General features: G+C 52.9%; 21 protein-coding genes and 1 tRNA gene. 3 read left to right on the top strand and 19 right to left on the bottom strand.

Features of this window, described 5'->3' with window-relative positions; translation table 11 throughout:
• Positions 1 to 238: 238 nt before the first annotated feature.
• From eno to M0651_RS21075, 11 genes are all read right to left on the bottom strand, one after another.
• The gene (eno, locus tag M0651_RS21125) at positions 239 to 1,531 is read right to left on the bottom strand and encodes a phosphopyruvate hydratase (RefSeq protein WP_178024334.1); all 1,293 of its coding nucleotides are present in this window, start codon (positions 1,529 to 1,531) and stop codon (positions 239 to 241) included.
• A gap of 42 nt (positions 1,532 to 1,573) precedes the next feature.
• The gene (gene gpmI, locus M0651_RS21120; RefSeq protein ID WP_248553686.1) at positions 1,574 to 3,121 is read right to left on the bottom strand and encodes a 2,3-bisphosphoglycerate-independent phosphoglycerate mutase; all 1,548 of its coding nucleotides are present in this window, start codon (positions 3,119 to 3,121) and stop codon (positions 1,574 to 1,576) included.
• Positions 3,122 to 3,874 carry a triose-phosphate isomerase gene (tpiA, locus tag M0651_RS21115; protein ID WP_248553685.1) on the bottom strand — a complete coding sequence of 251 codons (753 nt, stop codon included), beginning with the start codon at positions 3,872 to 3,874 and terminating at the stop codon, positions 3,122 to 3,124.
• A gap of 64 nt (positions 3,875 to 3,938) precedes the next feature.
• Positions 3,939 to 5,120, bottom strand: a complete 1,182-nt coding sequence (locus M0651_RS21110; protein ID WP_248553684.1) for a phosphoglycerate kinase — start codon at positions 5,118 to 5,120, stop codon at positions 3,939 to 3,941.
• A 227-nt stretch (positions 5,121 to 5,347) separates the two neighbouring features.
• Complete coding sequence (gene gap, locus M0651_RS21105) at positions 5,348 to 6,355, bottom strand: type I glyceraldehyde-3-phosphate dehydrogenase (RefSeq protein WP_248553683.1); 1,008 nt, start codon at positions 6,353 to 6,355, stop codon at positions 5,348 to 5,350.
• 76 nt (positions 6,356 to 6,431) lie between these two features.
• On the bottom strand, positions 6,432 to 7,478 hold the full coding sequence (locus tag M0651_RS21100) for a sugar-binding transcriptional regulator (protein WP_248553682.1): 1,047 nt from the start codon (positions 7,476 to 7,478) through the stop codon (positions 6,432 to 6,434).
• Positions 7,479 to 7,763: 285 nt separating this feature from the next.
• Positions 7,764 to 9,113 (bottom strand): glycoside hydrolase family 30 protein, encoded by a 1,350-nt coding sequence (locus tag M0651_RS21095; protein WP_248553681.1) that lies wholly within the window; start codon positions 9,111 to 9,113, stop codon positions 7,764 to 7,766.
• A gap of 33 nt (positions 9,114 to 9,146) precedes the next feature.
• Entirely contained in the window at positions 9,147 to 10,793 is a 1,647-nt protein-coding gene (locus M0651_RS21090; protein WP_248553680.1) for a type 2 periplasmic-binding domain-containing protein, read from the bottom strand.
• Between the two features lie 76 nt (positions 10,794 to 10,869).
• On the bottom strand, positions 10,870 to 11,757 hold the full coding sequence (locus M0651_RS21085) for a carbohydrate ABC transporter permease (RefSeq protein WP_248553679.1): 888 nt from the start codon (positions 11,755 to 11,757) through the stop codon (positions 10,870 to 10,872).
• A gap of 16 nt (positions 11,758 to 11,773) precedes the next feature.
• A complete protein-coding gene (locus M0651_RS21080) occupies positions 11,774 to 12,730 on the bottom strand; it encodes an ABC transporter permease (protein ID WP_248553678.1) in 957 nt (318 codons plus the stop codon).
• A gap of 105 nt (positions 12,731 to 12,835) precedes the next feature.
• Positions 12,836 to 13,840, bottom strand: a complete 1,005-nt coding sequence (locus tag M0651_RS21075; RefSeq protein ID WP_248553677.1) for a LacI family DNA-binding transcriptional regulator — start codon at positions 13,838 to 13,840, stop codon at positions 12,836 to 12,838.
• Positions 13,841 to 14,001: 161 nt separating this feature from the next.
• Between M0651_RS21075 and M0651_RS21070 the strand changes: the two genes are divergently transcribed.
• The 3 genes from M0651_RS21070 to ade all read left to right on the top strand — a co-directional run bounded on the left by M0651_RS21070 (position 14,002) and on the right by ade (position 17,227).
• A tRNA-Arg gene (locus M0651_RS21070) sits at positions 14,002 to 14,076 on the top strand.
• Positions 14,077 to 14,298: 222 nt separating this feature from the next.
• Positions 14,299 to 14,898: an ATP-dependent Clp endopeptidase proteolytic subunit ClpP gene (gene clpP / locus M0651_RS21065; protein ID WP_308195567.1), complete on the top strand. Its 600-nt coding sequence runs from the start codon at positions 14,299 to 14,301 to the stop codon at positions 14,896 to 14,898.
• A 529-nt stretch (positions 14,899 to 15,427) separates the two neighbouring features.
• The gene (gene ade / locus M0651_RS21060; protein ID WP_248553676.1) at positions 15,428 to 17,227 is read left to right on the top strand and encodes an adenine deaminase; all 1,800 of its coding nucleotides are present in this window, start codon (positions 15,428 to 15,430) and stop codon (positions 17,225 to 17,227) included.
• 92 nt (positions 17,228 to 17,319) lie between these two features.
• Here the strand turns inward: ade and M0651_RS21055 are convergent, their stop codons facing one another.
• The 8 genes from M0651_RS21055 to M0651_RS21020 form a co-directional block, all read right to left on the bottom strand.
• Positions 17,320 to 18,333: a LacI family DNA-binding transcriptional regulator gene (locus M0651_RS21055; protein ID WP_248553675.1), complete on the bottom strand. Its 1,014-nt coding sequence runs from the start codon at positions 18,331 to 18,333 to the stop codon at positions 17,320 to 17,322.
• Between the two features lie 19 nt (positions 18,334 to 18,352).
• Positions 18,353 to 19,765, bottom strand: a complete 1,413-nt coding sequence (gene uxaC, locus M0651_RS21050) for a glucuronate isomerase (RefSeq protein WP_248553674.1) — start codon at positions 19,763 to 19,765, stop codon at positions 18,353 to 18,355.
• Between the two features lie 198 nt (positions 19,766 to 19,963).
• Positions 19,964 to 20,743 (bottom strand): DUF3298 and DUF4163 domain-containing protein, encoded by a 780-nt coding sequence (locus tag M0651_RS21045; RefSeq protein WP_248553673.1) that lies wholly within the window; start codon positions 20,741 to 20,743, stop codon positions 19,964 to 19,966.
• 144 nt (positions 20,744 to 20,887) lie between these two features.
• Positions 20,888 to 21,922, bottom strand: coding sequence for an ABC transporter substrate-binding protein (locus tag M0651_RS21040; RefSeq protein ID WP_248553691.1), 1,035 nt, complete (start codon positions 21,920 to 21,922; stop codon positions 20,888 to 20,890).
• A gap of 61 nt (positions 21,923 to 21,983) precedes the next feature.
• On the bottom strand, positions 21,984 to 22,790 hold the full coding sequence (locus M0651_RS21035) for an ABC transporter permease (RefSeq protein ID WP_248553672.1): 807 nt from the start codon (positions 22,788 to 22,790) through the stop codon (positions 21,984 to 21,986).
• Positions 22,787 to 23,638 (bottom strand): ABC transporter permease, encoded by an 852-nt coding sequence (locus tag M0651_RS21030; protein ID WP_248553671.1) that lies wholly within the window; start codon positions 23,636 to 23,638, stop codon positions 22,787 to 22,789. The genes M0651_RS21035 and M0651_RS21030 overlap by 4 nt, the downstream gene beginning before the upstream one ends.
• A complete protein-coding gene (locus M0651_RS21025) occupies positions 23,635 to 24,609 on the bottom strand; it encodes an ABC transporter ATP-binding protein (RefSeq protein ID WP_248553670.1) in 975 nt (324 codons plus the stop codon). The genes M0651_RS21030 and M0651_RS21025 overlap by 4 nt, the downstream gene beginning before the upstream one ends.
• Positions 24,610 to 25,149: 540 nt before the next feature.
• Positions 25,150 to 25,905 carry an SIMPL domain-containing protein gene (locus M0651_RS21020; RefSeq protein WP_248553669.1) on the bottom strand — a complete coding sequence of 252 codons (756 nt, stop codon included), beginning with the start codon at positions 25,903 to 25,905 and terminating at the stop codon, positions 25,150 to 25,152.
• Positions 25,906 to 25,963 lie beyond the last annotated feature (58 nt).

Genomic DNA, 25,963 nt, shown 5'->3' with positions numbered 1-25,963 from the left:
ATTCCCACCACCAAACAGTCCTGAGGGGCCGGAATGTTGCATTTTGTGCAGCATTTTGGGGTGTATGCGAAGAAATCGGCTGAAATTGTTGCACAAACTGCAACATTCTTGCCGCCCCCCTTGCCCACAATCTTCTAAAAAAGAAAAATAATCGGCCAAGGCATGAACGCCCTGGCCGATTATTTTTTGGGGGACAGCCCCTTGTTGTCGTTAGACCAGAGTTATCCGGTCGTTCTTCTTAACGGTGTGCTTTCAGGTTGTAGAAGGATTTCAAGCCGTTGTATTGAGCCAAGTCAGCCAATTGATCTTCGATGCGAAGCAATTGGTTGTATTTCGCGATACGGTCCGTACGGGAAGGAGCACCGGTTTTGATTTGGCCGGCGTTTGTTGCCACGGCGATATCGGCAATCGTGCTGTCTTCGGATTCGCCGGAACGGTGAGAGATCACTGCCGTATACCCCGCGCGTTTTGCCATTTCGATCGCGTCGAATGTTTCCGTCAACGTACCGATTTGGTTTACTTTGATCAGGATCGAGTTGCCGATGCCTTCTTGGATCCCTTTGTACAGACGTTCGGTGTTGGTTACGAACAGGTCGTCACCCACGAGTTGGATTTTGTTGCCCAGTTTCTCAGTCAGCAGCTTCCAACCTTCCCAATCGTCTTCGGCGCAGCCGTCTTCGATTGTGATGATCGGATATTTGTCTGCCCAAGAAGCAAGCAGGTCAACGAACTCAGCGGAAGTGAAGGATTTGCCTTCGCCTTCCAGATGGTATTTGCCGTCTTTGTAGAACTCGGTGGAAGCAACGTCCATACCCAAGAATACGTCTTTACCAGGCGTGTAGCCAGCTTTCGTGATAGCTTCCATGATCGAGGACAAAGCGTCTTCGTTGGAAGTGAAGTTTGGTGCAAAACCGCCTTCGTCGCCAACAGCCGTGTTCAAGCCTTTTGCTTTAAGTACGGATTTCAGGTTGTGGAAAATTTCTGCGCCTGTGCGAAGAGCTTCTTTGAAGGAAGGAGCGCCTACAGGCAGGATCATGAATTCTTGTACGTCTACGTTGTTGTCGGCATGCGCGCCGCCGTTCACGATGTTCATCATCGGAACTGGGAGCTGTTTCGCGTTAAATCCGCCCAGGTAAGCATACAGCGGCAGGTCCAAAGCGTCTGCAGCTGCGCGAGCAACCGCCATCGAAACGGCCAAGATCGCGTTCGCGCCCAGTTTGCCTTTGTTAGGCGTGCCGTCCAATTCGATCATCATTTTGTCGATGCCGACTTGGTCCAACGCGTCCATGCCAATGACTTCAGGAGCGATGATTTCGTTCACGTTCTTCACAGCGTTCAGTACGCCTTTGCCCAGGTAACGGGATTTGTCGTCGTCGCGAAGCTCTACAGCTTCATGCGCGCCGGTGGAAGCACCGGAAGGAACGATGGCACGGCCCATTGCGCCGGATTCGAGATAAACTTCAACTTCAACGGTAGGGTTGCCGCGGGAGTCAAGGACTTCGCGAGCGTAAACGTCAGAAATAATCGTCATTAGAATACAATCTCCTTTGAGTGTTTTATAGTTATAGTTATTTTATGCCTTGCGGCTGGCAATCATCGATTGACCGGTCATTTCCGGCGGCTGCGGCAAGCCCATCAAGTCGAGCAGCGTTGGAGCTACGTCGGCGAGAATGCCTTTGTCGCGAAGCACGACGTTCTCATCGGTAACGATGAATGGAACCGGGTTCGTCGTATGTGCGGTAAATGGACGGCCTTGGTCATCGGTTTCCATATCGGCATTCCCGTGGTCAGCAATAATGATGACGACTCCGCCTTTGGCTTTGACGGCGTCAACAACCTTGCCTACGCACTCATCCGTTACTTCAACCGCTTTGATCGTTGGCTCCATCATCCCGGAGTGGCCGACCATGTCCGGATTCGCGAAGTTCAAGATAATCGCGTCGTGTTGATCCGACTCGATTTCCTTGACGCAGGCTTCCGCTACTTCATAGGCGCTCATTTCCGGTTTCAAGTCGTACGTTGCCACCTTCGGCGAGTTGATGAGGACGCGTTTTTCGCCCGGAAGCTCGACATCTCGGCCACCGCTGAAGAAGAACGTCACGTGCGGGTATTTCTCCGTTTCGGCGATCCGCAATTGCTTCTTCCCGTTTTGCACTAGCACTTCACCAAACGTATTGTCGAGATTCTTCGGCTTGTACGCAACATAGCCGTCTACCGATTCCGCAAACAGGGTCAAGCACACGAAGTGCAGATCTGTCGGGAATTTCGGTCCGCGGTCGAAGCCTTGGAAATCCTTATTCGTAAATACGTTGGACAGTTGAATGGCACGGTCCGGACGGAAGTTCAGGAAAATGACACTGTCGCCGCTTTCCACTTGCGCGATCGGTTGGCCATGGCCATCGACAATCACAGTTGGCATCACGAACTCGTCAAATACGGACTTCTCATAGGATTCCGTGACCGCTTGAATCGGGTCGGTATATTGCGGTCCTTCCGCATACACCATGGCCCGGTACGATTTCTCGACACGGTCCCAACGTTTGTCGCGGTCCATTGCGTAATAGCGACCTTGCACCGTTGCGATCTTACCGACGCCAAGCTCGTTCATCTTGGCGATCAGCCGCTCCAGGAAGCCCTTTGCGCTGTCCGGAGCCACGTCGCGGCCGTCGAGGAACGCATGCACGTAAACCTCGTGCATCTCTTCCTTCTTCGCCAACTCGAGCATAGCAAACATATGTTCAATGTGACTATGCACGCCGCCGTCGGACAGAAGGCCGTACAGATGCAGCTTCGTGCCCTTCGTTTTGGCGCTGCGCACCGCTTCAACCAGCGTTTCATTCGAGAAGAATTCGCCTTCGCGAATCGATTTGGAGATCCGGGTCAAATCCTGGTATACAATCCGGCCGGCACCGATATTCAGGTGACCCACTTCGGAGTTCCCCATTTGGCCTTCCGGCAAACCCACCGCTTCCCCGCTGGCGGTCAGCGTGGTGTTCGGGTATTGCTTCAAATAACGGTCATAGTTCGGTTTGTTCGCTTGAGCCACGGCATTGCCTTCGACTTTATCGCGAAGTCCGAACCCGTCCATGATGATCAAAGCTACTGGTTTGGGAGCCGTCATTTATTTCGCCCCCTCAACGAGCTGGATGTAAGAGTCCGGCTGCAGGCTGGCACCGCCGACGAGTGCGCCGTCGATGTCGCTTTGGCCCATATACTCCTTCACGTTCTCCGGTTTAACGCTGCCGCCGTATTGGATACGGATTTTCGCAGCCACATCGTTGCCGTACAAACCTTGAACCAGGCTGCGAATATAGGAAATCACTTCGTTCGCGTCTTGCGACGTGGAGGATTTGCCTGTACCAATCGCCCAGATCGGTTCGTATGCAATGACCACTTGCGCTGCTTGCTCTGCGGTCAACCCTTTCAAAGCCGCTTCGGTTTGGACCTTCACGACTTCTTTCGTTTGGCCGGCTTCGCGCTCTTCCAGCTTCTCGCCGACACAAGGGATCGGAGTCAATCCATGTTTAAAGGCAGCCAGGATCTTCTTGTTCACGATTTCGTCGGTTTCGCCGAAATATGCCCGGCGCTCAGAGTGGCCGATGATGACATAATCCACGCCAAGCTCTTTCAGCATGCGTCCGCTGACTTCACCAGTGAAGGCTCCTTCGTCTTCAAAATGCATGTTTTGCGCGCCGATTTTGATCAACGTGCCTTTCGCTGCTTCTACCAAAGCCGGAAGGTTGGTGAACGGCGCGCAGATAACGCTCTCTACGCCAGTAACCTCCGCTTTCCCTTTAACGGCTTCGAAGAAGGTTTTGGCTTCGGAAACGGTTTTGAACATTTTCCAGTTTCCGGCGATAATAGGTGTTCTCACTGAAACCACCCACTCCTTCTTTATAGAGGTAGTTCAAAAAACGAACTTTGATCACGATTCATTCTTACTTGTCGTTCAAAGCCACGACACCTGGAAGTGCCTTGCCTTCCATAAATTCCAGGGAAGCCCCGCCGCCCGTGGAGATGTGGTTCATTTGCGAAGCCAGGTTGAACTTCTCAGCTGCTGCCGCAGAGTCGCCGCCGCCGATGATGGTGTAGCCTTCTGTTGTTGCGCAGGCTTCAGCCACTTCTTTCGTCCCGTTTGCGAAAATATCGATTTCAAACACGCCCATCGGTCCGTTCCAAACGACCAGCTTGGAATTCTTGATGATATCGGCATAAATCGCGCGAGTCTTCGGCCCGATGTCCACGCCTTCCCAATCTGCAGGAATGCTGTCGATATCTACGGCTTTGTGGTTTGCTGTTGCGCTGAAGTCGTCAGCGACGATGCAGTCAACCGGAAGTACGAAGTTCTTGCCCAGCTTCTTCGCTTTCTCAATGAAGCCAAGAGCCGCATCCAGTTTGCTGTCATCCAACAGCGATTGGCCGATTTCGTGACCTTGCGCTTTGAAGAAGGTGTAAGCCAAGCCGCCGCCAATCAACACATTGTCCGCGATGTTGAGCAGGTTGTCGATGACGTCGATTTTGTCTTTAACCTTCGACCCGCCGATAATTGCAGTGAAAGGACGATCCGGATTCGACAGTGCTTTGCCGAGAACGGACAATTCTTTCTCCATCAGCAAGCCGGATACGGCTGGCAGGTAATGAGCGATACCTTCTGTCGAAGCGTGCGCGCGGTGTGCAGCGCCAAACGCATCGTTGACGAACAGATCGGCCAGTTCTGCGAATTGCTTCGCGAGTTCAGGATCGTTTTTCTCTTCGCCCGGGTAGAAACGTACGTTTTCAAGCACCAGTACGTCGCCGTTGTTCAAGGCATTCACTTTGGCTTTCGCGGCTTCGCCTACAGCTTCGTCAGCTTTGGCTACTTCTTTGCCGAGCAGCTCGCCCAAGCGTTTCGCTGGCAGTGTCAAACGCATATCTTCGTTGACTTGGCCTTTTGGACGGCCCAAGTGACTCGCGAGGATGACCTTTGCGCCATTTTCGATCAAGTATTTGATCGTCGGCAACGTTTCGCGGATCCGAGTGTCATCGGTAATTTTGCCATCTTGCATCGGTACATTAAAATCTACACGAACAAACACGCGTTTGCCGGTTACTTCCACATCACGTACACTTTTCTTGTTCATCTCCACGTTCCTCCTAAAGGTATGCGCGGGGGTTCTCCAAGCCTGGAAAATGCGCATTACGGCTTTGATTCTGATTTCTCTCCTAAGACGCCATGTAACTCATCTAACTCATCTCTATTTATAAAAAATGGTGTGTGTGTGAATGTCGTATTTCATGCAAGAACCAAAGAGGAGTCCTTAAATAGGTTGCTCCTCTTTGGGATGAATCGATCTTTATAGATTACTTCTTATTTTACTTTCTTCGCGAAGTATTCCAGCGTACGAACCAATTGTGCAGTGTAGGACATTTCGTTGTCGTACCACGATACAGTTTTCACCAGTTGTTTGTCGCCAACCGTCATTACTTTCGTTTGCGTTGCGTCAAACAGGGAACCGTAAGTGATGCCTACGATATCCGAAGATACGATTTCGTCTTCCGTGTAACCGAAAGATTCGTCAGAAGCGGCTTTCATAGCAGCGTTCACTTCGTCAACCGTAACGGTTTTCTCAAGAACAGTGACAAGCTCAGTCAAGGAACCTGTTGGTACAGGTACGCGTTGAGCTGCTCCGTCCAATTTACCTTTCAGCTCAGGGATAACCAGGCCAATCGCTTTCGCTGCGCCCGTTGTGTTAGGAACGATGTTTGCTGCAGCTGCACGAGCACGACGGAAGTCAGCTTTTGCATGCGGAGCGTCCAGCGTGTTTTGGTCGCCAGTGTAAGCATGGATTGTGGTCATCAAGCCTTCTACGATGCCGAATTTGTCATTCAGCGCTTTAGCCATAGGAGCCAAGCAGTTCGTTGTGCAAGATGCGCCGGAAATAACAGTTTCCGTACCGTCGAGGATTTCATGGTTTACGTTGTAAACGACGGTTTTCATGTCGCCGGTAGCTGGAGCGGAGATCACAACTTTCTTCGCGCCGCCTTTCAGGTGAAGCTCAGCTTTTTCTTTCGTTGTGAAGAAGCCTGTGCACTCCAGAACGATGTCAACGCCAAGCTCGCCCCAAGGCAATTCTTCAGGGTTACGGTTAGCCAGAACCTTAACTTCTTTACCGTTTACTTTAAAGAATCCGTCATGTACTTCAACGTCGCCGTCGAAGCGGCCTTGAGTTGTATCATATTTCAACAAATGAGCCAACATTTTTGCATCTGTCAGGTCATTGATTGCTACGACTTCGATACCTTCCACGTTTTGAATGCGGCGGAATGCCAAACGTCCAATACGTCCAAACCCGTTAATCCCTACTTTTACGCTCATTGAATAGTTCCTCCCAGTGTTTGATTTTTTTATTATTCAAGACAGGTCCGATAAAACCCGTCATGAGTAAACCCATTTATTTCCCGGATCTCTTGCTGAGCTCACGAACGATCTCTTCCGCCGCCGCTTCATCGGTCACTAGAATATCCTCATGTCCAAATCGCAATACGGCATGGATCGCTTTCGCTTTGCTCTTGCCTCCCGCGATTCCGATTACGGTCTCTGTTCGCTTGATGTCCTCGAGACGCAGGCCTAAGGTTAGCATTTTGTGCACGACGACGCCGTCTTCATTAAAGTAATAACCAAATGATTCCGCTAGCGCGCCTTCCTTGCGAATTTCCTCAGCCATGCCCGGCTCCAGCTTGCGGCGCCGCGCCATCTCCATAGCGTCTCCGATCCCGTGCACCACGATACGTGCCTGGCGGATCATGTTCACAATATCTTGAATGTTCGGATCGTGAACGAGCGACTCGTAAGCTTCCTTCCCCAGCAAATCGGGAACGTGCAGCAGGCGATAACCTGCGCTAACCCGCTTCGCCATGCCGGAAGCGATGGTGTTCGCCTGGATTTCCAAGCTCTCGCCAAGACCTCCGCGCGCTGGTACAAACCAGCTTTGCTTCATCGTGACGTTCGGCGGTGGATTCAGCTGATCCGCGACTTCCGCCAGCGTCGTGCCGCCGGTTACCGCAACCACATCATCTCCGCACATGGCACCCATCAGTGCCTTGGCACCTGCTCGCCCCAGCTCCCGCTTTACGAGCGGTGAGGTTTCGCAGTCTCCAGGTACAATCACCACTTTACGCAGTCCATAATGCTGACGGATCGTGTCCTCCAAATTGGAGAGCCCGAACAACTCTAGCATCATCGGTTCCAAATCCTCAATCAATCGCCGTCCTGCGTCGCTGATTCTCATGCCTATATTCTCGATTTCTATCAGGCCTTGGGCCTTCATGAGATCCGTCTCGGCACGCAACACACGCTCCGTCATGTCCAGCGAATTCGCCAAGGTTCTGCGACCAATGACATCAGACAACATGATCTGGTGAAGTATAGTGTACCTTTTCTTGAGAATGTCCATGAGATCAGGAAGAAGCTGCTGTTGAATCTCTAATATATTTCGCATGCTTTCCACTCCTGCAAGCTTCGTCTTCTCTCTCCATCTCCTGGTCTTAAAATGTCCCGGGTTAACTTTTTAAGTCCCACTGATATTTTAACCAATATTTAGTTCGGTTGCAAGCCTGACGTCCGTATCATTTACTTTTGCTATTTCACTTATACATGGGGCCTCTAGGAGCACGTTATCGTTCCATAAAAAAAGCTCCTTCAGCGAAAATATAAACGATAGATGTCGTCTACTCTCGCAAAAGGAGCGTGCTTCTTTTTATCTATTTTCCCGTGCAAGCAGGACTTAGGCTCTAGAGATACGAAGGGACAACGCACTCTTCGGCCCGAGCCGGAACCGGGTTCCTTCCGTTCCTGTCAGCTCCAGCGCGACATTTCTCGCTTCTTCCCCATCATTAAACAGGACGACGCCAATTGAATCGTCCGTATTCCGGAAAGCTACGGAGCGAATCGCAGCCTCCTTCGACTCAGCGGCAATTCGTACCGCCTGCGGCCGGATCACTTTGCTGAAATGAGCCAGCGCATAATAATCCAGCGTATACTCGAGCTCGCGGGTCTGCTGGTTCACCGTCACAATACCGCGGCAGGTACTCTGCCCAAACCCGGGGACGGTTGGCCCATTTTGCTCATCGAGCGCCATATTCCAGAGCACCAGCGATTGGCTGTGATTCCGCAAAATCTCGATCCCCGTCCGCATGACATTGGAGAATGCCGGTTCAAACGCTGGAATCCATTCTCCGCCGGAGCCTTCGGTGAAATGAACCTCTTTGCCCGGGTAAGCCTCTTTCACTTGACTTTGCGCCGAAGCTTTCCCTCCATACCAATGCCAGGCCACGCCGTCGACCGCTTCCGCCGCTTCCTTGAATACGGACAGTGGATAATCCGGACGATCCCAGTTGTGGTCATAAGCCAGAATCTTCGTGGACAAGCCGCGTTTCATAAAGGCCGGCTTCAAATCGTTTTTCACGAAATCCGTTTGCATCTCGGCGGTCATCAGCATCCCCGGATAATGTCCCGGCACATAAAGCGGTTCGTTCTGCGGCGTCACCGCATAAATGGTTAGTCCGTGCTCGGCATAGGACTCGATATAACAGACAAAGTAGTTCGCATACGCCTCGTAATATTCCTTCTTCAATTCCCCGCCGATCATCGATCCGCTCGTTTTCATCCAGCCCGGCGCACTCCAAGGGGAGCCGAACAGCTTGATGGACGGATTTAACGCCAGCGCTTCTTTTAAGAGGGGAATCACGTCAGCTTCGTCATGGCGGATCGAGAACCTCCGCATTCCCGGGTCGGTCTCGCCTTCGGGCAAATCGTCGTAGCTGTAGATGAACCGGGCATAATCCGAGGCTCCCATCGGGTTGCGCAACACGGATAGGCCGATTCCCTCCTCCGAGTCAAACAACTTCTTCATCAAGGAGGCACGCTGCTCTTCGGGAAGCACCTGGTGGATCAGATAAGCGGCTGAGTCGGTAAAAGATGCCCCAAACCCGTCCATCGTCTGATAGCTCACGGTGTCATCCAAATGGACCGTAACCTCCGAGGCTTCCGAATCCTTCGGCAGCAATTGCTCTCCCGTTTGACGAACGAAGAGAGAGGATTCTCCAGCGGAATAATAAAGTTCAAGCTCACGCATGATGTTCCCTCCACTTCTATAAATGACGCTCGGTTACTTGAGGCCGAGTTTTTCTTTATTGGCTTTCATTTTCTCCGTACGAATCTTCATGATTGAATCCCAACCGTTGTCGTCCAGGAATTTCTTATAGTTGTTCAGGGTGCTCTCGAATTCCCCATCGTTCTTGGAACGGATCAAGCTGACCATCGTCGTGTTCCAGGTCGTGTTGATTGCCGTCAAGGAGCGAGCTTCCGGAGACCCCGCATCCGGATTGGTGTTCTCAAGAATGAAGTGCGGAACCAGCTTGCCTTTGCCCCACTCTTGCATTTGCTTGATCGATTCAGGGAAAGCATCGGCGCTAAGCGCTTTATGACGGTCATGGCCGAAGAACATGAATTCGCCCATCCGGTATTCCTTCTTGAACTTATCCGCATCCGTTTGTTGCAACTCTTTGACTTCCGGCGTGAATTGAACCGTTCCGTCTGCATTCTTCGTGTAGGTCTCGCCTTCGATCCCGTAGTTCATCAGCATTTGGCCTTCTTCATCTAACAGGTACGTGAAGATTTGGAGGGCCTTCGCTGGATCCTTACATTGTTTCGTAATGAAGCTGATCATCCAGCCGGTGATACCGGATTGGTTCAGTTTCGGCGTGTTGCCTACCGTGCTTTGCGGTCCGTCGATGGCCAGATACGCTTGATCCGGATGGGCGGTGGCGAAGATTTGCAGGTTGCCGCCTTGCTGCGGCGTTCCGTCAAGAAGCATCGTAGCGTATTTGCCGGATTTCACCTTTTCTTCAAAAGCCGGGCCGTCATCGGCAAAGCTGTCATCGCTGATATTGCCGGCCTGGTGCACTTGATTCAACGTCTTGAGCCAGGTCAAGTAATCTTCATCGAGATTCCGGTTGTAGAATTCGCCGTTTTCGGTTTCCAGCGGCACCCCAAGGAAATCCTGGAACACGTCGCCCAAGGATCCCGTACCTTCGCCGATCGAGTTAAATCCGAAAGGAATCAAATCCGGGAATTGTGTTTTAATTTGCTGCATGACGCTTTTAAATTCCTCCGGCGTTCCGATGCTTGGCTTGCCCAGCGCTTCGTAAACGTCCTTACGGATTGCGAAGGCGGTCTTCGCCGGAATGTTACCGCTGTCATAATCGGCCTGCGTATTGGAGTAGTTCGGGTAACCGTACGTGTTGCCGTCGGCTTGCTTAAACCAGTTGATCGTATCTTGCGCTGCCACCTTGTTGAAATAAGGATCGTATTTCTCTGCCAGCTCATTCAGCGGCAAAGCCCAGGAAGAAGCTTTCTGCACGACAGCCGCGTTCGCATCGAACACCGTGATCAAATCCGGCATGTCGCTGCCCGCAAAAAAGGTGTTGAGCTTCGTGTCGTCACCGGTAACAAATTTGATGTCAATATTCAGGTCTTCTTTGATCTTCTTCGTGACTACGTCATTACCGAAGTCGGTGTTCCACCAATCAGCATTAACGTACCAAGTCAGTTGAGTCGCCTCTTCCTTCTTATCCAGCTTCCATGCCGGCGTATTCGCGTCTACGGTATAACGGTTATCCAGGGAGACGTCCCCTTTCGCAGCCTTGGAGCCACCTCCGGAGCCGCCGCAGCCCGTAACGACCAGCGCGGCGGTCAGCAGGGCGGCGCAAGCCGTGATCCCTTTTCTAGCGAGACTTTTGTTCAATTTTAACATTTGTGTACCCTCCCTTTTTTGTAAGCACTACTAGTTCAACACGCTTTATTCGTCCTAATTCTAAGGTGCTGATTCGTTACTCCTTCACCGCCCCCAGCATCATGCCGGAGATGAAGTATCTTTGTAATAATGGATAAATCACAACAATCGGCAAAGTCGTAATCACAATTGTTGCGAGTTGAACTCCTTTGGTGGTCGTTTCAATCACGACGGAACCCGCGACGTTCTGCATCGATTGGGTCTGGGATTGGACGATAATTTCGTACAACTTCATTTGCAGTGGATAGAGATACTGATCCGTGATATACAGCTTCGTGGTCATGAAGTCGTTCCACTGGTTGACACCGTTGAACAAAGCGATAGTTGCCATCGCCGGCATCGATAACGGAATAAAGATTTTCAGGAAGATCCTCCAGTCGCCGGCACCATCGATCTTAGCCGATTCCTCCAGGGAATCCGGCACATTTCGGAAGAAGTTCATGAGAATCACGACGTCGTAATAACTGAACAAAGCCGGAATGATGTACACCCAGAAGCTGTTAAGCAGACCCAGCGATTTAATGAGCAAGTATGTCGGAATCATGCCGCCCGAGAAGAACATCGTAATGACGCCCATCGTCACATACAGCTTGCGGCCGCGCACATTGCTCTTGCTGAGGCCGTAACCAATCATCGCGCAGAAGAATACGTGAGTAACCACGCCGATGACCGTCTTGAGGACCGAGATCAGGAACGACTGCCAAATCGTATCGTCCCGGAACACCGCCTGGTAGTTCTCCAGTGAAAACTCCTTGGGCCAGAAGACAAATCCGCCTTCCGCCAACGACCGCCCCGAACTGAAGGAAGACACGATGACGTTCCAGAGCGGAATGACAATGATGATTGTAAATAGAATCAGGATCGTGACATTGACGGTATCAAAAATTCGGCTGTCGAGATCCTGTTTGACCGCCTTTCGATTCATGGCTGCTGCTCCTTCCTTACAGGACAGATTGATTATCGTTGAGTTTGCTGGTCACCTTATTGGCAAACACCAACAGAATGACGGAGACGATCGAAACGCCGAGCCCGACGGCGGTCGCGTAGGAGAAGTCCCCTTGCGTCATCCCCATCCGGTACACGTAAGAGTTGATGACCTCGGCTTTTTCCCGGTTCTGGGAGTTGATCAGCACTAAGGTCTGGTCCAGGTTGGAGCCAAGCAGGCCGCTGACGGTGAGGATCAGGTTCAGGCTGATGATCATCTTCATGTTCGGTAAAGTGATGTTCCAAATTTGTCGAATCCGGCTGGCCCCGTCGATCTTGGCCGCCTCGTAATAGGTCGGATCAATCTTGGCCATGATGGCGAGATAGAGGATCGTCCCCCAACCCGCTTCTTTCCAGACATCAGACAACACGGCGATCCACCAGTATTTCCCCGGATCCAACATGATGTTCTGCGCCTTCGAGATGATTCCCAGGTCCAGCAGAAGCTGATTGAACATCCCGGTCGTCGAAAACCAGGTGATCAACATGCCCCCAAGGACGATCCAGGACAGAAAGTGCGGGAGATAGGAAATGGTCTGTACGATTTTTTTGAACCGGCCCATGCTGAGCTCGTAAATCATGATCGCCAGAATAATTGGGATCACGAACCCGATCGCCAGCTTCAGAAAGCTGATCCCCAGCGTGTTCACCACCGAATCCCAGAAGTACCGATCGCTTGCGATAATCTTGAAGTTATCCAATCCCACCCATGGGGCGGAGTTTAGCGTATCGATGACCGTGTAATTCTTGAAGGCGATGGTTAATCCGTAAATCGGGACGTAGCAAAAAATAATCATGAAAATGATGCCCGGCCAGATCATCGACTGGATTTCCCATTGCCTGCCGAAGTCGATAAAGAATTGCTTCATTCTTAATCCCACCGGTTTCTTGGCTGCCGCAGCTGACTTCGCCATTTTGCGCTCCTCTCTTTATTCCTCAGGAAGGAATAAAAACGTTTTTATTTTTGTCGAAAAGACCCCTAGCATGAACCGCTTACAATCTTGCTTGGGCTAAAAATCTCAGCTTAAACGGACATGGCTTGAGCCCCGCACGATCAGTTCTCCGTCCAGCTTCTGCACTTTCCCCTGCTCCTGCTTCTTGATCATGTTCACCAAATGATTGACAGCCAAGATCCCTTGCCTGGCGATTTGGTTCCGTACCGTAGTCAGAGGCGGCGTGAAATACTGGGCAATATCGATATCGTCAAAACCGACGACGCTGATGTCTCTTGGAACCTCAAGACCATACGAGCGCAAGGCCTTAATGCATCCGATCGCACTCAGATCGTTGCCCGCCAGAATCGCGTCCGGTATTTTGCCCGGATGCTTGTGAACAAAAGCCCGAACCGCATTATAGGTGCTCTCTTCTTCAAAATACCCCTGCACAATGAAATCCTCGTCCACCGGCAATTGATGTTCCCGTAAAGCGGCGAGATACCCTTCCTTCCGCTGCACGCTGTCGTACATCGTATCCACGCCGGACAGGTAAGCGATTCGCTTATGGCCTAAGCTAATCAGGTATTTCGCGGCCTCGTAAGAGGATGCATAAGAATTGAAAATGACCGTTCCCATCGTTTCCTTCTGAATGACCCGATCGAGAAATACCGCCTTGATCCTGTCCTTCTCCATCATCGCGATATCCTGTTTATCGATCCGAAGTTCCTCGTAGATGATGACGCCGTCCACCCGCCGACCCATGATGTTGCTAATAATGGTTTGCTTGTCGGCCGTAACCATCACGTGCAAACCGTATCCCAACCGTTCGCTCTCGCGCGCCATCGACTCGACCAGAATGTAGAAATAAGGTCCCGAGACGCTGGTCGTGAAAAAGCCGAGCATATTCGTCTTCTTCGACTTCAACTGCTTCCCGTTTAAATTCGGAACGTAGTTCAGTTGCTTGGCAACCTTCAGCACGTGGGATTTGGTCTCCGGGTTCAGTACGTCCACGTCATTTAACGCGTTGGAAACCGTGGAGATCGAAACGCCCGCCGCTTTGGCTACATCCTTAATGGTGACTTTCCCCATCTCTCGATACACCCTATCTATAAAAACGTTTTTATATATTCATCAAGTTATCATAGAAACGCTTTCATGACAATCCTTTTTTTTGGGCTTTTTTTGCTTTAAGGATTTCGCCTTGCGTTTTGATTTGAAATATCATATAATAATTTTTGTTCGCTAAATTTGCGCCCGTGGTCCAATGGATATGACGTAGGCCTCCGGAGCCTGAGATCGAGGTTCGATTCCTCGCGGGCGCGCCATACTATATTTGATATACATGAACAAGTCCTGACTTTCGTCGATTGGACTTTTTTTATTCCCTTGAGTTTGACTTTCTTTGACTTTCTCGATTAAATTGTTTATGATGAGATTAATCTTCTTCGTTTCCGTCAATTCTTAGATTGATTGGGGCGATTTTTGCAGACTATTCCATTGGGTGGGTCGTTCCACGCGAGCGCCCTAAATTTAAGGAGGTTTTATTGGTGAGTTATATTCCTATGGTCGTTGAACAAAGCAATCGCGGCGAGCGCGCTTACGACATTTATTCCCGTCTGCTCAAGGATCGGATCATCTTCCTGGGCTCTCAGGTGAACGATGTCGTCGCCAACTCCATCATTGCTCAGATGCTGTTTCTGGACGCGGAAGATCCAACGAAGGACATCTCCCTATACATTAACAGCCCTGGCGGTTCGATTACAGCCGGCATGGCGATTTATGATACGATGCAATTCATTAAATCCGACGTCTCCACGATTTGCGTCGGGCTGGCCGCTTCGATGGGCGCTTTCCTGCTGAACGCCGGCGCGCCGGGCAAACGTTACGCGCTGCCAAACAGCGAAATCATGATCCATCAGCCGCTCGGCGGAGCCGAAGGTCAAGCGACGGACATCGAAATCCGCGCCCGCCGCATCCTGAAGATGCGCGATAAACTGAACCAAATCCTCGCCGAACGGACCGGCCAACCGCTGGATCGGATCGAGAAGGACACCGACCGCGACTACTTCATGAGCGCGGCCGAAGCGAAGGAATACGGCTTGGTCGATAAAGTCATCGAGAAAGTGGATCCAACCGCCAAAGGCTAAGGCTTAAGACGAAAGGCTGCGCTTTGAACAGAAAGTTCTGTTCGAAGGGCGGCCTTTCTTGTTATATTTATTTTTAAATAAAGCGAGGCAAGGCAACGACAGGGGCGCCGGGGAAGCTGCGGGGAGCCCGGAGCGTCGCGGGGACAGTCGAGACCATGCTGGCGCGGCGAAGGCCCCGCGAAAGCCGCTTAGGGCGTGAATTCTGCCCCCACCCGCTTCTAACGCTGATGAGAAACACTATACTAGCAACTTCGGGGGTTTTTCAACTCTAACGACGCTGAGCGGCGCTATTTTCATCAAAAGTGCCTGTTTACCGCTGTAAAATGGACAATAAGCTCTGTGGTAAGCGTTAGACTCAGAATGTAGCGTTTTGGGCCCAATTAAGCTCTGTGGCAAGCGTTAGCGCTAAAGGTAACTCGGGTGGGACGGCTAGGCGCGCATTGATTAGTTGTAACTTTGAACGGCATGGGATCGCTAGAGTTACTTTAGCTTGGTTGAGCGACGGATTAATAAAGGAGTGAGTCGGGAGATGAAACAATCTGTAAGGAAGAAGCTGTATGAAGTAAGCCGTACGTTGGCGGATGTCGCCATGGGTAAGGCAAAGGCTGACTTGGTTGTTAAGGGTGGCACCTTAGTCAACGTCTACACCGGGGAGCTGTTGCCGCAGACCGACGTCGCCGTTGCTGAAGGGCGGATCGCCTTCGTGGGGGACGCCGGGCACACGATTGGCGAGGACACCATCGTGATCGACGCGGCGGGCCGACACATTGTTCCAGGGCTCCTGGACGGGCATATGCATGTTGAGAGCACCATGCTGTCGGTGTCCGAGTTCGCCAAGGCGGCGCTGGCCAAAGGGACGACCGGCATCTTTATGGACCCGCACGAAATCGCCAATGTGTTTGGCGCGGAAGGTGTGCGTTGGATGCACGAGGAAGGCCAAGGGCTGCCGCTTAAGGTTTACACCACGTTCCCATCCTGCGTACCGGCTACCGATCATTTGGAGGATGCCGGAGCCTCGCTGAACACGGGTGATATCGCCGAAGGGATGACCTGGGACGGGGTCGAAGGACTGGGCGAGGTCATGAACTTTCCCGGCGTTGTGTACGGAGATCCGAAAATGCTCGGCGAGATCCAAGCCACGATGGAGGCGGGTAAGACGGTAACCGGGCATTTTCCAAGCGATGATGAGCGCATGCTCCAAGCCTACACCGCTTCGGGCGTCACTTCCTGTCACGAGACGGTGACCAGAGAGCAAGGGCTTGCCAAGTTGCGCATCGGCATGCACCTGATGATCCGTGAGGGCTCAGCTTGGCATGATGTCAAGGAAGTGATCAAGGTGGCCACTGAGGATAAGGTGAACCCTTCGAACATCCTGCTAGTCACCGACGATGTGTACCCGCAGACGCTGATCGAGCAAGGGCACATGAACCATGTCGTGCGCCGGGCCATTGAAGAAGGCGTCGATCCGGTCACCGCGATTCAGATGGGAACCATCAACACGGCGCGGTACTTCAAGGTCGACGGCGACTTGGGCGGGATCGCACCGGGTAAATGCGCGGACCTGCTGCTGATCGGCGACCTGCGGCGGATGGAGCCGTCGACCGTCATCACCGACGGCAAGGTCGCTTATGACGACGGGCAGCTCCGCGTTCCGTTCCCGGCGTACCCGTATCCGCCGCAGGCGCGTGCCTCGGTGAAATTGGCGCGTCCGCTGACCGACGCCGATTTCCTCTACCGCAGCAGCGCCAGCGGCATGAACCAAACAACGATCCACGTCATCGACGTGATCGAGAACAGCGCCCGCACGGCGAAGGGGACGGCAACCGTCAAGGTTGACGGATACGGAGTCGTGCGTCCCGCCGCCGAGCAGGACATCGCCACGCTGGCCTGCATCGACCGTCACCGCGGTTCCGGCGAGTTGTCGCTCGCCTTCGCGCGGGGGTTTGGCCTGAAGCGGGGGGCCGTGGCCTCCACTGTCGCACATGACAGTCACAACCTGCTCGTCATGGGTACGAATCCCGAGGACATGGCGTTTGCCGCAAACGAGCTAGCGAAGCTGGGCGGCGGCATGATCGCCGTGCTGGACGGCCAGGTGCTCGCGGCGGTACCGATGGCCATCGCCGGCCTCATGTCCGACCAGCCGCTGGAGACCGTCGTCACCCAGGTGAAAGGGTTGGAGACGGCTTGGAAGCAACTCGGTTGCCAATTGAACGCACCGTTTATGACCTTCTCGTTGATCGCCTTGCCGGTCATTCCCGAGCTGCGCATCACCAACCGAGGCCTGGCCGACGTGAACGAGTTCAAACTCATTCCAGTGGAAATCGATTAATCCCGGTCCTTCCAGGGAGACATTCCAATAAACCGTACGCAAAGAACCCGCCAGAAACTCCAATTCTGGCGGGTTCTTTGGCATCTCTTCCGTTAAAAGGACTCGGCTGCCCCAACCGACTCGCGGCACACCAACCGCGTGTCCAGCAGCACCAGTTCTCCGCCTGACGAAGGCTCGTCGATTAGCTCAAGGACCTTGCGCGCACCCATGCGGCTGAGCTGCTCGATCGGGCGCTGCACTGTGGTGAGCGGCGGATTCGTGTAATGCGAGAAGCCGATGTCGTCAAAGCCAACGATCGAGAGGTCCGACGGAATCTGCAATCCCGCCTCCGCGGCCGCCTTCATCGCGCCAATCGCCATATCGTCGTTGCAACAGAACACCGCTGTCGGCCGTTCCTCCAGCGACAGCGCCATCAGCCTCTCCATCGCCAAATACCCGCTCTCCACGTCGTAGCGCCCCTCTACGACCCATTCCTTCCTGACCTCCAGGCCAGCCGACGTCATAGCTCCCAGATAGCCCTCCTTGCGCTCCTGTGTCGACTTGTAGCTGGCGATCCCTTCCACCAGACCGATGCGCGTATGCCCCGAGTCGATTAAATGGCGAGTCAACGCGTAGGCCCCCTCCCGGTCATTGGACACGAAATTGACAATCGAAGGGTCGCCTACGTTCCGATTCAGCACAACCAGTGGAATCCCCTGCTCCCGCACATGGCGGATAAACGCGTCATCCCGTTCGCTTTGGCTCATCAGCAGGATGCCGTCGAACCGACGACGGTGAATTGAACTGAAATCCTCGAAATCGTCGATTCCCCGCAAAAACAAGTTGTACTGGACGCCAACCTCTTGACCGACGCCGCGGATGGCCTCAGCAAGAAAGCTGGAGGACGTTCCCTGAACCATGCTCGTAAAAAACAATCCGATCGTATGCGAGCGCTGCAGCACCAGGCTTTTGGCATTCACATTTGGCACGTAATGAAGTTGCTCGGCAATCTCCAGGATCTTGCGTTTGGTCTCCTCTTTAATGAGCGGACTGTGGTTCAGTGCCCGGGAAACCGTCATATGCGAGACATTCGCCGCCCGGGCGATGTCTTTTATCGTAGCAGTCATGAAGCTGCGTCAATCCTTTCTATTGTTCCCGAAAAGCAAAATACCGCTTGGCATTGCCATAACAAATGTCGGTAACGATCCGTCCCAGCAATTCGAAGTCCTCCGGCGCCTCGCCGCGGTCGACCCAATCGCCGAGCACGTCGCACAGCAGGCGGCGGAAATACTCATGCCGCGTATACGACAGGAAGCTGCGCGAATCCGTCAGCATCCCGAGGAATTGGGACAACACACCGAAATTGGCCAGCGTGCGCATTTGCTGGATCATTCCGTCCTTGTTGTCGTTGAACCACCAGGCGGTGCCAAACTGGATCTTGCCCGGCACACCGCCACCCTGGAAGCTGCCCATGATGCTGGCAAGCGCCCAGTAGTCGTTTGGGTTCAACGAATACAGGATCGTCTTCGGCAGCCCGCCGTCCTGCTCCAGGGCGTCGAGCAGTCCCGCCAGCGCTTCTGCCAGCGGTCCGTCGTTGATCGCATCATAACCCGTATCTGGGCCGAGCCGCTTGAACATCGCCGTATTCGTGTTCCGCAGCGCATGAATATGCAGCTGCATCGCCCACCCGTGCGCAGCATATTCCTTGCCGAGGAAACGCATCGTATACGACTTGTATTTCCGCTCTTCCACCGGTGTTACGGAGCCCTTGCTCAGCGCCTTGGCGAAAATCGCCTCCACTTCCTTCAGCGTCGTCTCCCGGTATTCCAGCGTATCCAAAGCATGGTCGGACACCCGTCCGCCAATCTCATGGAAGAACTCGATCCGTTCGTGTAATGCGTCCAACAATGCCCCGTAGTTCGAGATCGCCTTCCCCGTCGTCACCTCCAGCTTCGCCAACCACGGCTTAAAAGTATCGCGGTTGATCTCTAAGAACTTGTCGGGACGGAAGCTTGGCAGCACGGCCGTGTCAAATCCCTCCAGCCCCTGGATCTTCAAATGGTATTCGAGCGAATCCGCCGGATCGTCGGTTGTGCATACCACCGTTACCTTGGATTTCGTAATTAGATCCCGTGCGCCAAATCCTTCGCTTTGCAGCTTGGCATTCGCTTTATCCCAGATGGCCGGGGCGCTTTGCTCGTTCAGCAGCTCCTGAATCCCGAAGAACCGTTGCAGCTCCAGGTGTGTCCAATGATACAGCGGATTGCCCAGCAGCTGCGGCACCACCTTGGCCCAGGCCAGGAACTTGTCGTAATCATCCGCCCCTCCGGTGATGAGCTCCTCATCAACGCCGCAAGCCCGCATGACTCGCCATTTGTAGTGGTCGCCGCCCAGCCAGGCCTCGGTCAGGTTGCGGAATGTCTTATTCTCGTAGATTTCCTGCGGACTCAAATGGCAGTGATAATCGATGATCGGCAGATCCTTCGCGTATTGATGATACAACTTCTCCGCCGTATCGCTGTTCAGCAGAAAATTTTTCCCCAAAAACTTCTTCGCCATATTCCCGTTCTCCCCTCAATTAGATCCGTTACCCTACCTATTGTTCACGTTAACATCATTGTGCTGATTCTTATTGTAACCGTTTTCGACTAAAACGCAAGGAGATTTATAGGCGCTGGGGATGTTCTCACCCCTCCCATCTAAAAACGCCCTCCCGGCAGCATCACCACCGAAGAGGACGTTCAAGAAATCAACTGCTCAGTGCGTTTTGAAATCAAACGGATTCGTCCCCGGCGGCAGCAGCTGGGCGAACGGGAAGTGGAATTCCGGGAAGCCAAACACATAAGGCAGATAGTCATACAGCTGGAAGAAGATCGTGACACCGTCATCCTGCACAAAATACGAAGGATTCGGGCCAATCGTCTTGAAGTTGCCGAAATACCCGTCGGTTTCCTGCAGCTTCTTGGCGATGGCCAGATCAACGATGCTGCGGTAATTCGAGTTCGCCCGAAGCAGCTCGTCCAGCGTTAGCAGCTTCCCGGTATCCAACCGGAAAGTCATTCCCTCACGCACGGTAATTCCATGCGCCCCCCCGGTGTAGGAGTACAAATCCTGATAAAGGCTTAACACCCCATCGCGATTGTAAGTCACCTTGTAGACGCCAACATACTCGTAAGGGTTCCCGCTTGGTGTCGTCGGCTGTCCTGCTTTCGCCTCCTTCAGAGCGTTTGCCACAAACGTCTCCGCCTTCTCCTTAAGCAGCTTATTGATCTTCTTCTGCACCGATTTGTGCTTTAACCCGCTGATTTGCGGATAGTCGACTTTAATCGACGCCTCGGGGATTTTCTTCTCGATCGTATGGTTCGTGATCTTGACGCCCTGCTGCTCCTGCTGGAGCGTCGGTCTCAATGCATCCATCTCCCCGCTAAGCTCTACCGGCGACTGCGGCGCAGCTTCCGTCGGAACGACAGCCACACCGGAAACCATCAGGCCTGCGGTCATCAGCGAAGTCATCATTTTTACCGCGTTACGCTTCATTGGATATCGCCACCCTCTTCAAGTTAATACCTAAATTATGACCCTGGTGGCAAAAATTCATGTACGCAAAAACGCCAGCACGCCCTCCCCAATGGGAGGCGCCTGGCGCTCTCGCAGAACTCTAACAGAAGCAATCGGAAAATCCTACCGTCCGCTCTTCAATTCGGTCCAGAAGCGGTCATACAGCTGCAGCTTGTCGCCCACGTCGCCAAGCCATTCGGTACGGGATAATTCGTCCTCGGACAGATTAATCATTTTGTCGTTCCGATACTCTTCACTGTGGAACTCCGTCGCTTTTGTATTCGGATCGCTGTAGCCAATGGATTCGTAGTTCTTCGCGCTCACTTCCGGATCGAGCATGAAGTTGATGAATTTCTCGGCTAGTTCTTTATGCTTCGAATCCTTCGGAATCGCATAGTTGTCCGACCAGATGGTGCCGCCTTCCTTCGGAACGACGTAAGCCACGTCCGGATTATCTTGTGCGATGTAGGAAGCGTCGCCCGACCAGACGGTGGCGATCCAGCCTTCCTCTTGAATCATTTTTTGCTTAATATTGTCGGTATCAAAAGCCAATACGCTCGGCAGCAAACTCTTCAGATCATCCACGGCAGCCGTGATCTCGCCTTCATCGGTGGAGCTGTTGGAGTGTCCGGCCTTCTTCAACGCCATGCCGATTACCTCGCGGTTATCGTCAAGCAAAATGACCTTCCCCTTGTATTCGGGATTCCACAGGTCTTCCCAGCTGTCGATCTCATCTTTGACGTATTTCGTGTTGTAAGCGATCCCCGTGACCCCAGAGGTGTATACGATCGAGTATTTATTCCCCGGGTCGTAGGACGGGTCTTTATATGCCTCAGACACATTGGCAAAGTTCGGAATATGGTTCATGTCCAGCGGCGCCAGCAGGTCCTGCTTGATCATCGTCGCCACCATGTAATCGGAGGGTTGGATCAGATCATAACCGCCGCCGCCCGCCTTAATCTTGGCCAGCAAGTCTTCATTGTTTGCAAACACATCATAATTGACCTTCACGTCAAACTCTTGTTCGAATTGCTTCAGCACTTCCTCGTCAAAATTGTCGGCCCAGCTGTAAATGTTCAACGTCTCTTTCGACGATCCGCAGCCAGACAACAACCCGATAAGCATCAATCCTGCCAGCACGAGGCCGGCCCATTTCATGTTCTTATTGTTCAATTCCCAATCTCCCTTCTGTTTCGCCATACCGAATATAAGAGTGTTCCTAGAACGGCAGCACGGATTGCTTCTTCTGGCCCTTGCCGCGATTCAACACAAATTGCGCCAGGAAGATCAAAGTCACCGTCACCAGGATCAAAATCGTACATAATGCGTTAATTTCCGGGGAAATACCCCGTTTCACCTGCCCATAGATGTAGATCGGCAGCGTCGTCGAATTCGGTCCGCTGACAAAGAAGCTCACCATGAAGTCATCCAGCGACAATGTAAACGCGATGAGCGCCCCGGAGATGATACCCGGAGCAATTTGCGGCAACGTCACGTGGCGGAACGTTTGCCACGAGCTCGCTCCCAAATCCTGCGCCGCCTCCTCCAATTGTCCTCCCATGCCGGACAGGCGGGTGGTGACAACAACGTAGACGTAGGACAAGCTAAAAGTAATATGGGCGATGATTATCGTGATTTTGCCAAGGGGCATATTCAATTGATTGAACAAGACCAGCAAGGACAAACCCATGATGATATCCGGGATAATGATCGGCAAATACAGCAGACCGCCCATTCCCGCTTTAAAGCGACGACCCAGCTTCCGCATCGCCAGCGCCGCCAGCGTACCGAGCACCGTCGAGATCACCGTCGAGACAATCGCCACGGTCAAACTGTTGGCCAGCGCCTCCATGACATGGCGGTTATCAAACAACGAAATATACCAATCAAACGTAAAACCGCTCCAATCCGCCGCCAGCCTAGAGCTGTTAAACGAGTAAGCGACGATAAAGAGGATCGGCACATATATAAAAATCATCATCACCAGCGAATGAATTCCGAGCAGCGGATGACTTTTGGTTTTCATGAACGCACCTCCCGCACCTTTTGATACCGAGAGGTCATCGCCCGGTTAAACAGCGCGATCAGAATCAGCGACGTGATCACGAAGATCACCGAGAGCGCCGAGCCAAACGGCCAGTTGCGGGCTCCGAGGTACTGACTCTGGATGATGTTGCTGATCATCGCTGATTTGGCCCCGCCGAGGATGTCGGTCACGACAAACATGCCGGTCGTCGAAACGTACACCAGCACCGAGCCGGTCATGATCCCGGACTTGGTTTGCGGCAGCGTAATGTGCCAGAATGATCTCCAGCGCGTTGCCCCAAGATCGTTGGCCGCTTCCAGCAGCTTCTTGTCCATTTGCTCCAGCGCCACGTAAATCGGCAGCACCATAAACGGAATGAACGTATAGACCATGCCGAGCAGCACGGCGCCTTTGGTGTACAGCATCTGCAGCGGCTCGGAGATCAGCCCCATGCCCAGCAGGAGCTCGTTCACGACCCCTTGCGTGCGCAGCAGCAGCACCCAGGCATAGGTGCGGATCAGGAAGTTGATCCAGAACGGCACCGTAATGAGCACCAGGCCCCAGGTTTGCATTCTCGGGCCGGCATTTGCAATATAATAGGCCAATGGGTAACTGAGCAGCAAGCATAACGCCGTCGTCAGCACCGAGAGCACAATCGTATCCCAATAAATCCCCAAATATAACGGGTCAAAAAATAACGCATACGCATCCAGATTAAAATCCAGCACGACATTGCCGAGATCGTCGCGTCCCATAAAGGAGATGCCCACCACGATCAACATCGGCACAACCAAGAACAAGCATAACCATAGGAGCACCGGCAGCATGCTCAAGCCAGATTTCTTCATGATCCGATGACCACCTCGTCCTCCGGCTTCCAATCCACCCCAACCGTCTCTCCGATTTGCCACGTGCGCTCATCATCGACGTCCAGCACGACGGATACGGTCATCGGCTCGTTGTCGAGCTGAACGATCAGCTTGTGCACACCGCCAAGATACAGCACATCTTGCAGCTCGCCGCTTCGTTTCGATTCGCCGCTCTCGCCGCCCCGCACGACCTTCAGCTTCTCCGGCCGCACGGCGAACATCTGCCCGTCCCGGGAGAAGATGTTGTTCTCGCCAACGAAGGTGGCCGAAAACAACGTGGCCGGCTGTGCGTAAATTTCTCGCGGCGTGCCGATCTGTTCCACCTGGCCGCTGTTCATGACCACGATACGGTCGGACATCATCATCGCTTCTTCCTGGTCATGCGTCACGTACACGAACGTGATGCCCAGACTGCGTTGCAGCTGCTTGAGCTCGCCCTGCAGGCTCTTGCGAAGCTGCAGATCCAGCGCGCCCAGCGGCTCATCCAACAGCAGCACCCGCGGCTTGTTGGCGATTGCCCGCGCGATGGCCACCCGTTGCTGCTGCCCGCCGGACAGCTGATGCGGGTAACGCTTGGTGAGCGCGGTCAGCTGCGTCATCTCAACCGCCTCCCGCACGCGTTCCTGCTGCTGCTTGGCCGGCATCTTCTTCATCTTGAGCCCGAAGGCTACATTCTCTTCTACTGTCATATGAGGAAACAAGGCATAGTGTTGAAAGACAAGGTTCAAATCCCGGCGATTCGGCGGCAAATTCGTTAGGTCCTGTCCGTCCAGCAGGATCTTCCCTGAGGTCGGTTGCTCGAACCCGGCGATCATGCGCAAAATCGTCGTCTTGCCGCAGCCGCTTGGGCCCAGCAAGGTGAGGAATTCCCCTTCCTTAATCGTGAGCGATAGCGGATGCAAGGCGACCTGTCCCGCAAAGTGCTTCTCCACCGCGGCCAGTTCTATCATCTTTGCATCAACTCCTTCAATGTAGGCTTGTCTTCCTAAGAAAAAAAAGCCATATCCATTGGTATGGCTTAACGGTCCTAGATCATTTTTTCGCATATTCACTATACCTTGTTTTGGCGCGGGTTACAATAGTTTTTCTGGGATCTTGGGATAGAGACCGGGGTTGGATGAACGAGGCGTAACTCGATGGACGATTTGTCCAGGCATTTATACGCTAACACGAACAAATACGAAAAAATCTAACGCTTATGAGCGTCGTTATTGGGTCCGAAATGGGGATGTGTAAGCTGTAACGCTTACAGGAGCGCTTATTTCCCGGTTTTTCTGCCGAAAAGGGACAGTTTCGTACCTATAAGCTCGCTGATCAGCGTTAGGAATGAATCTCCCCTCTTTTCGCCCAAATAAGCTGCCTGGCAAGCGTTAGACAAATACACACGGGACAGACCAACCCTTTGGTTCCACCTCGCTCGTCAAACGCCGATGTTTACAAAAAAAGCTGCCTCCGGCAAACACCCGGAGGCAGCTTCATTTGCATATACGTTATTTCAACTCATACATCACGGTCAACGTCGTTTGCAAGTCGATTTCGCCCGGTTCCACCGGCGTGCTGGCTGCGGAATCGGCCGCGGCCATTTCCATCATCTTGTAGTTCTGCGAGAACACCGGCGTGCCGGCGCTGGCTTGGCTGATGCTCAGCACGATGCCCACTTGACGGTTCGCCGCTTTGGCGATCGACGCTGCTTTCTTGTTGGCGTCATTCATCGCTTTTTGGATCACCTGATCCTGATACTGATCTGGATTTTCGGTGCTGAACCGGATATTGTCAATCCGATTGGCCCCTGCCGCGGATGCCGCATCCAGCAGCTGTCCAACCTTCGTCAAATCACGGTAGGTCATTTCAAGCGAGTGCTGAGCGGAGTACCCTTTGATTTGCTGTCCGTCCTTCTCGCTGTACGTATAATTCGGTTGGACGTAGAATTGGCCGGTTTGGATATCCTTATCGGCAATCCCCCAAGTCTCTTTCAACAGCTTGGTCAGTGCGGCAACCTTCGTCGCGTTGGCACTTTGCGCTTCCTTCGCCGTCTTGGCTTCCGTCACTACGCCGATCGAGAGGTAAGCTACGTCCGGCTTCACGGACAATTCTCCGCTGCCCACCACCGTAACTACATTCTTCTGCATCTCGCCATCCGCATAGACCGGAACCGGAGCGTTAAGCGCACCGCTTACAAAAGTTCCCCCGGCAATCAACGTACCCGCTACCAGCAGCGATGCCGCAGGCTTTAACCATGTTTTCATGTTCATGACCTCCATTATTTATTTGATGGTTATTGGTAATTTACCCTTCTAAACGTAA

The organism is Paenibacillus mellifer (genome assembly GCF_023195895.1).
Classification (GTDB): Bacteria; Bacillota; Bacilli; order Paenibacillales; family Paenibacillaceae; genus Fontibacillus; species Fontibacillus mellifer.
This window is presented reverse-complemented; position numbering and strand designations above follow the sequence as displayed.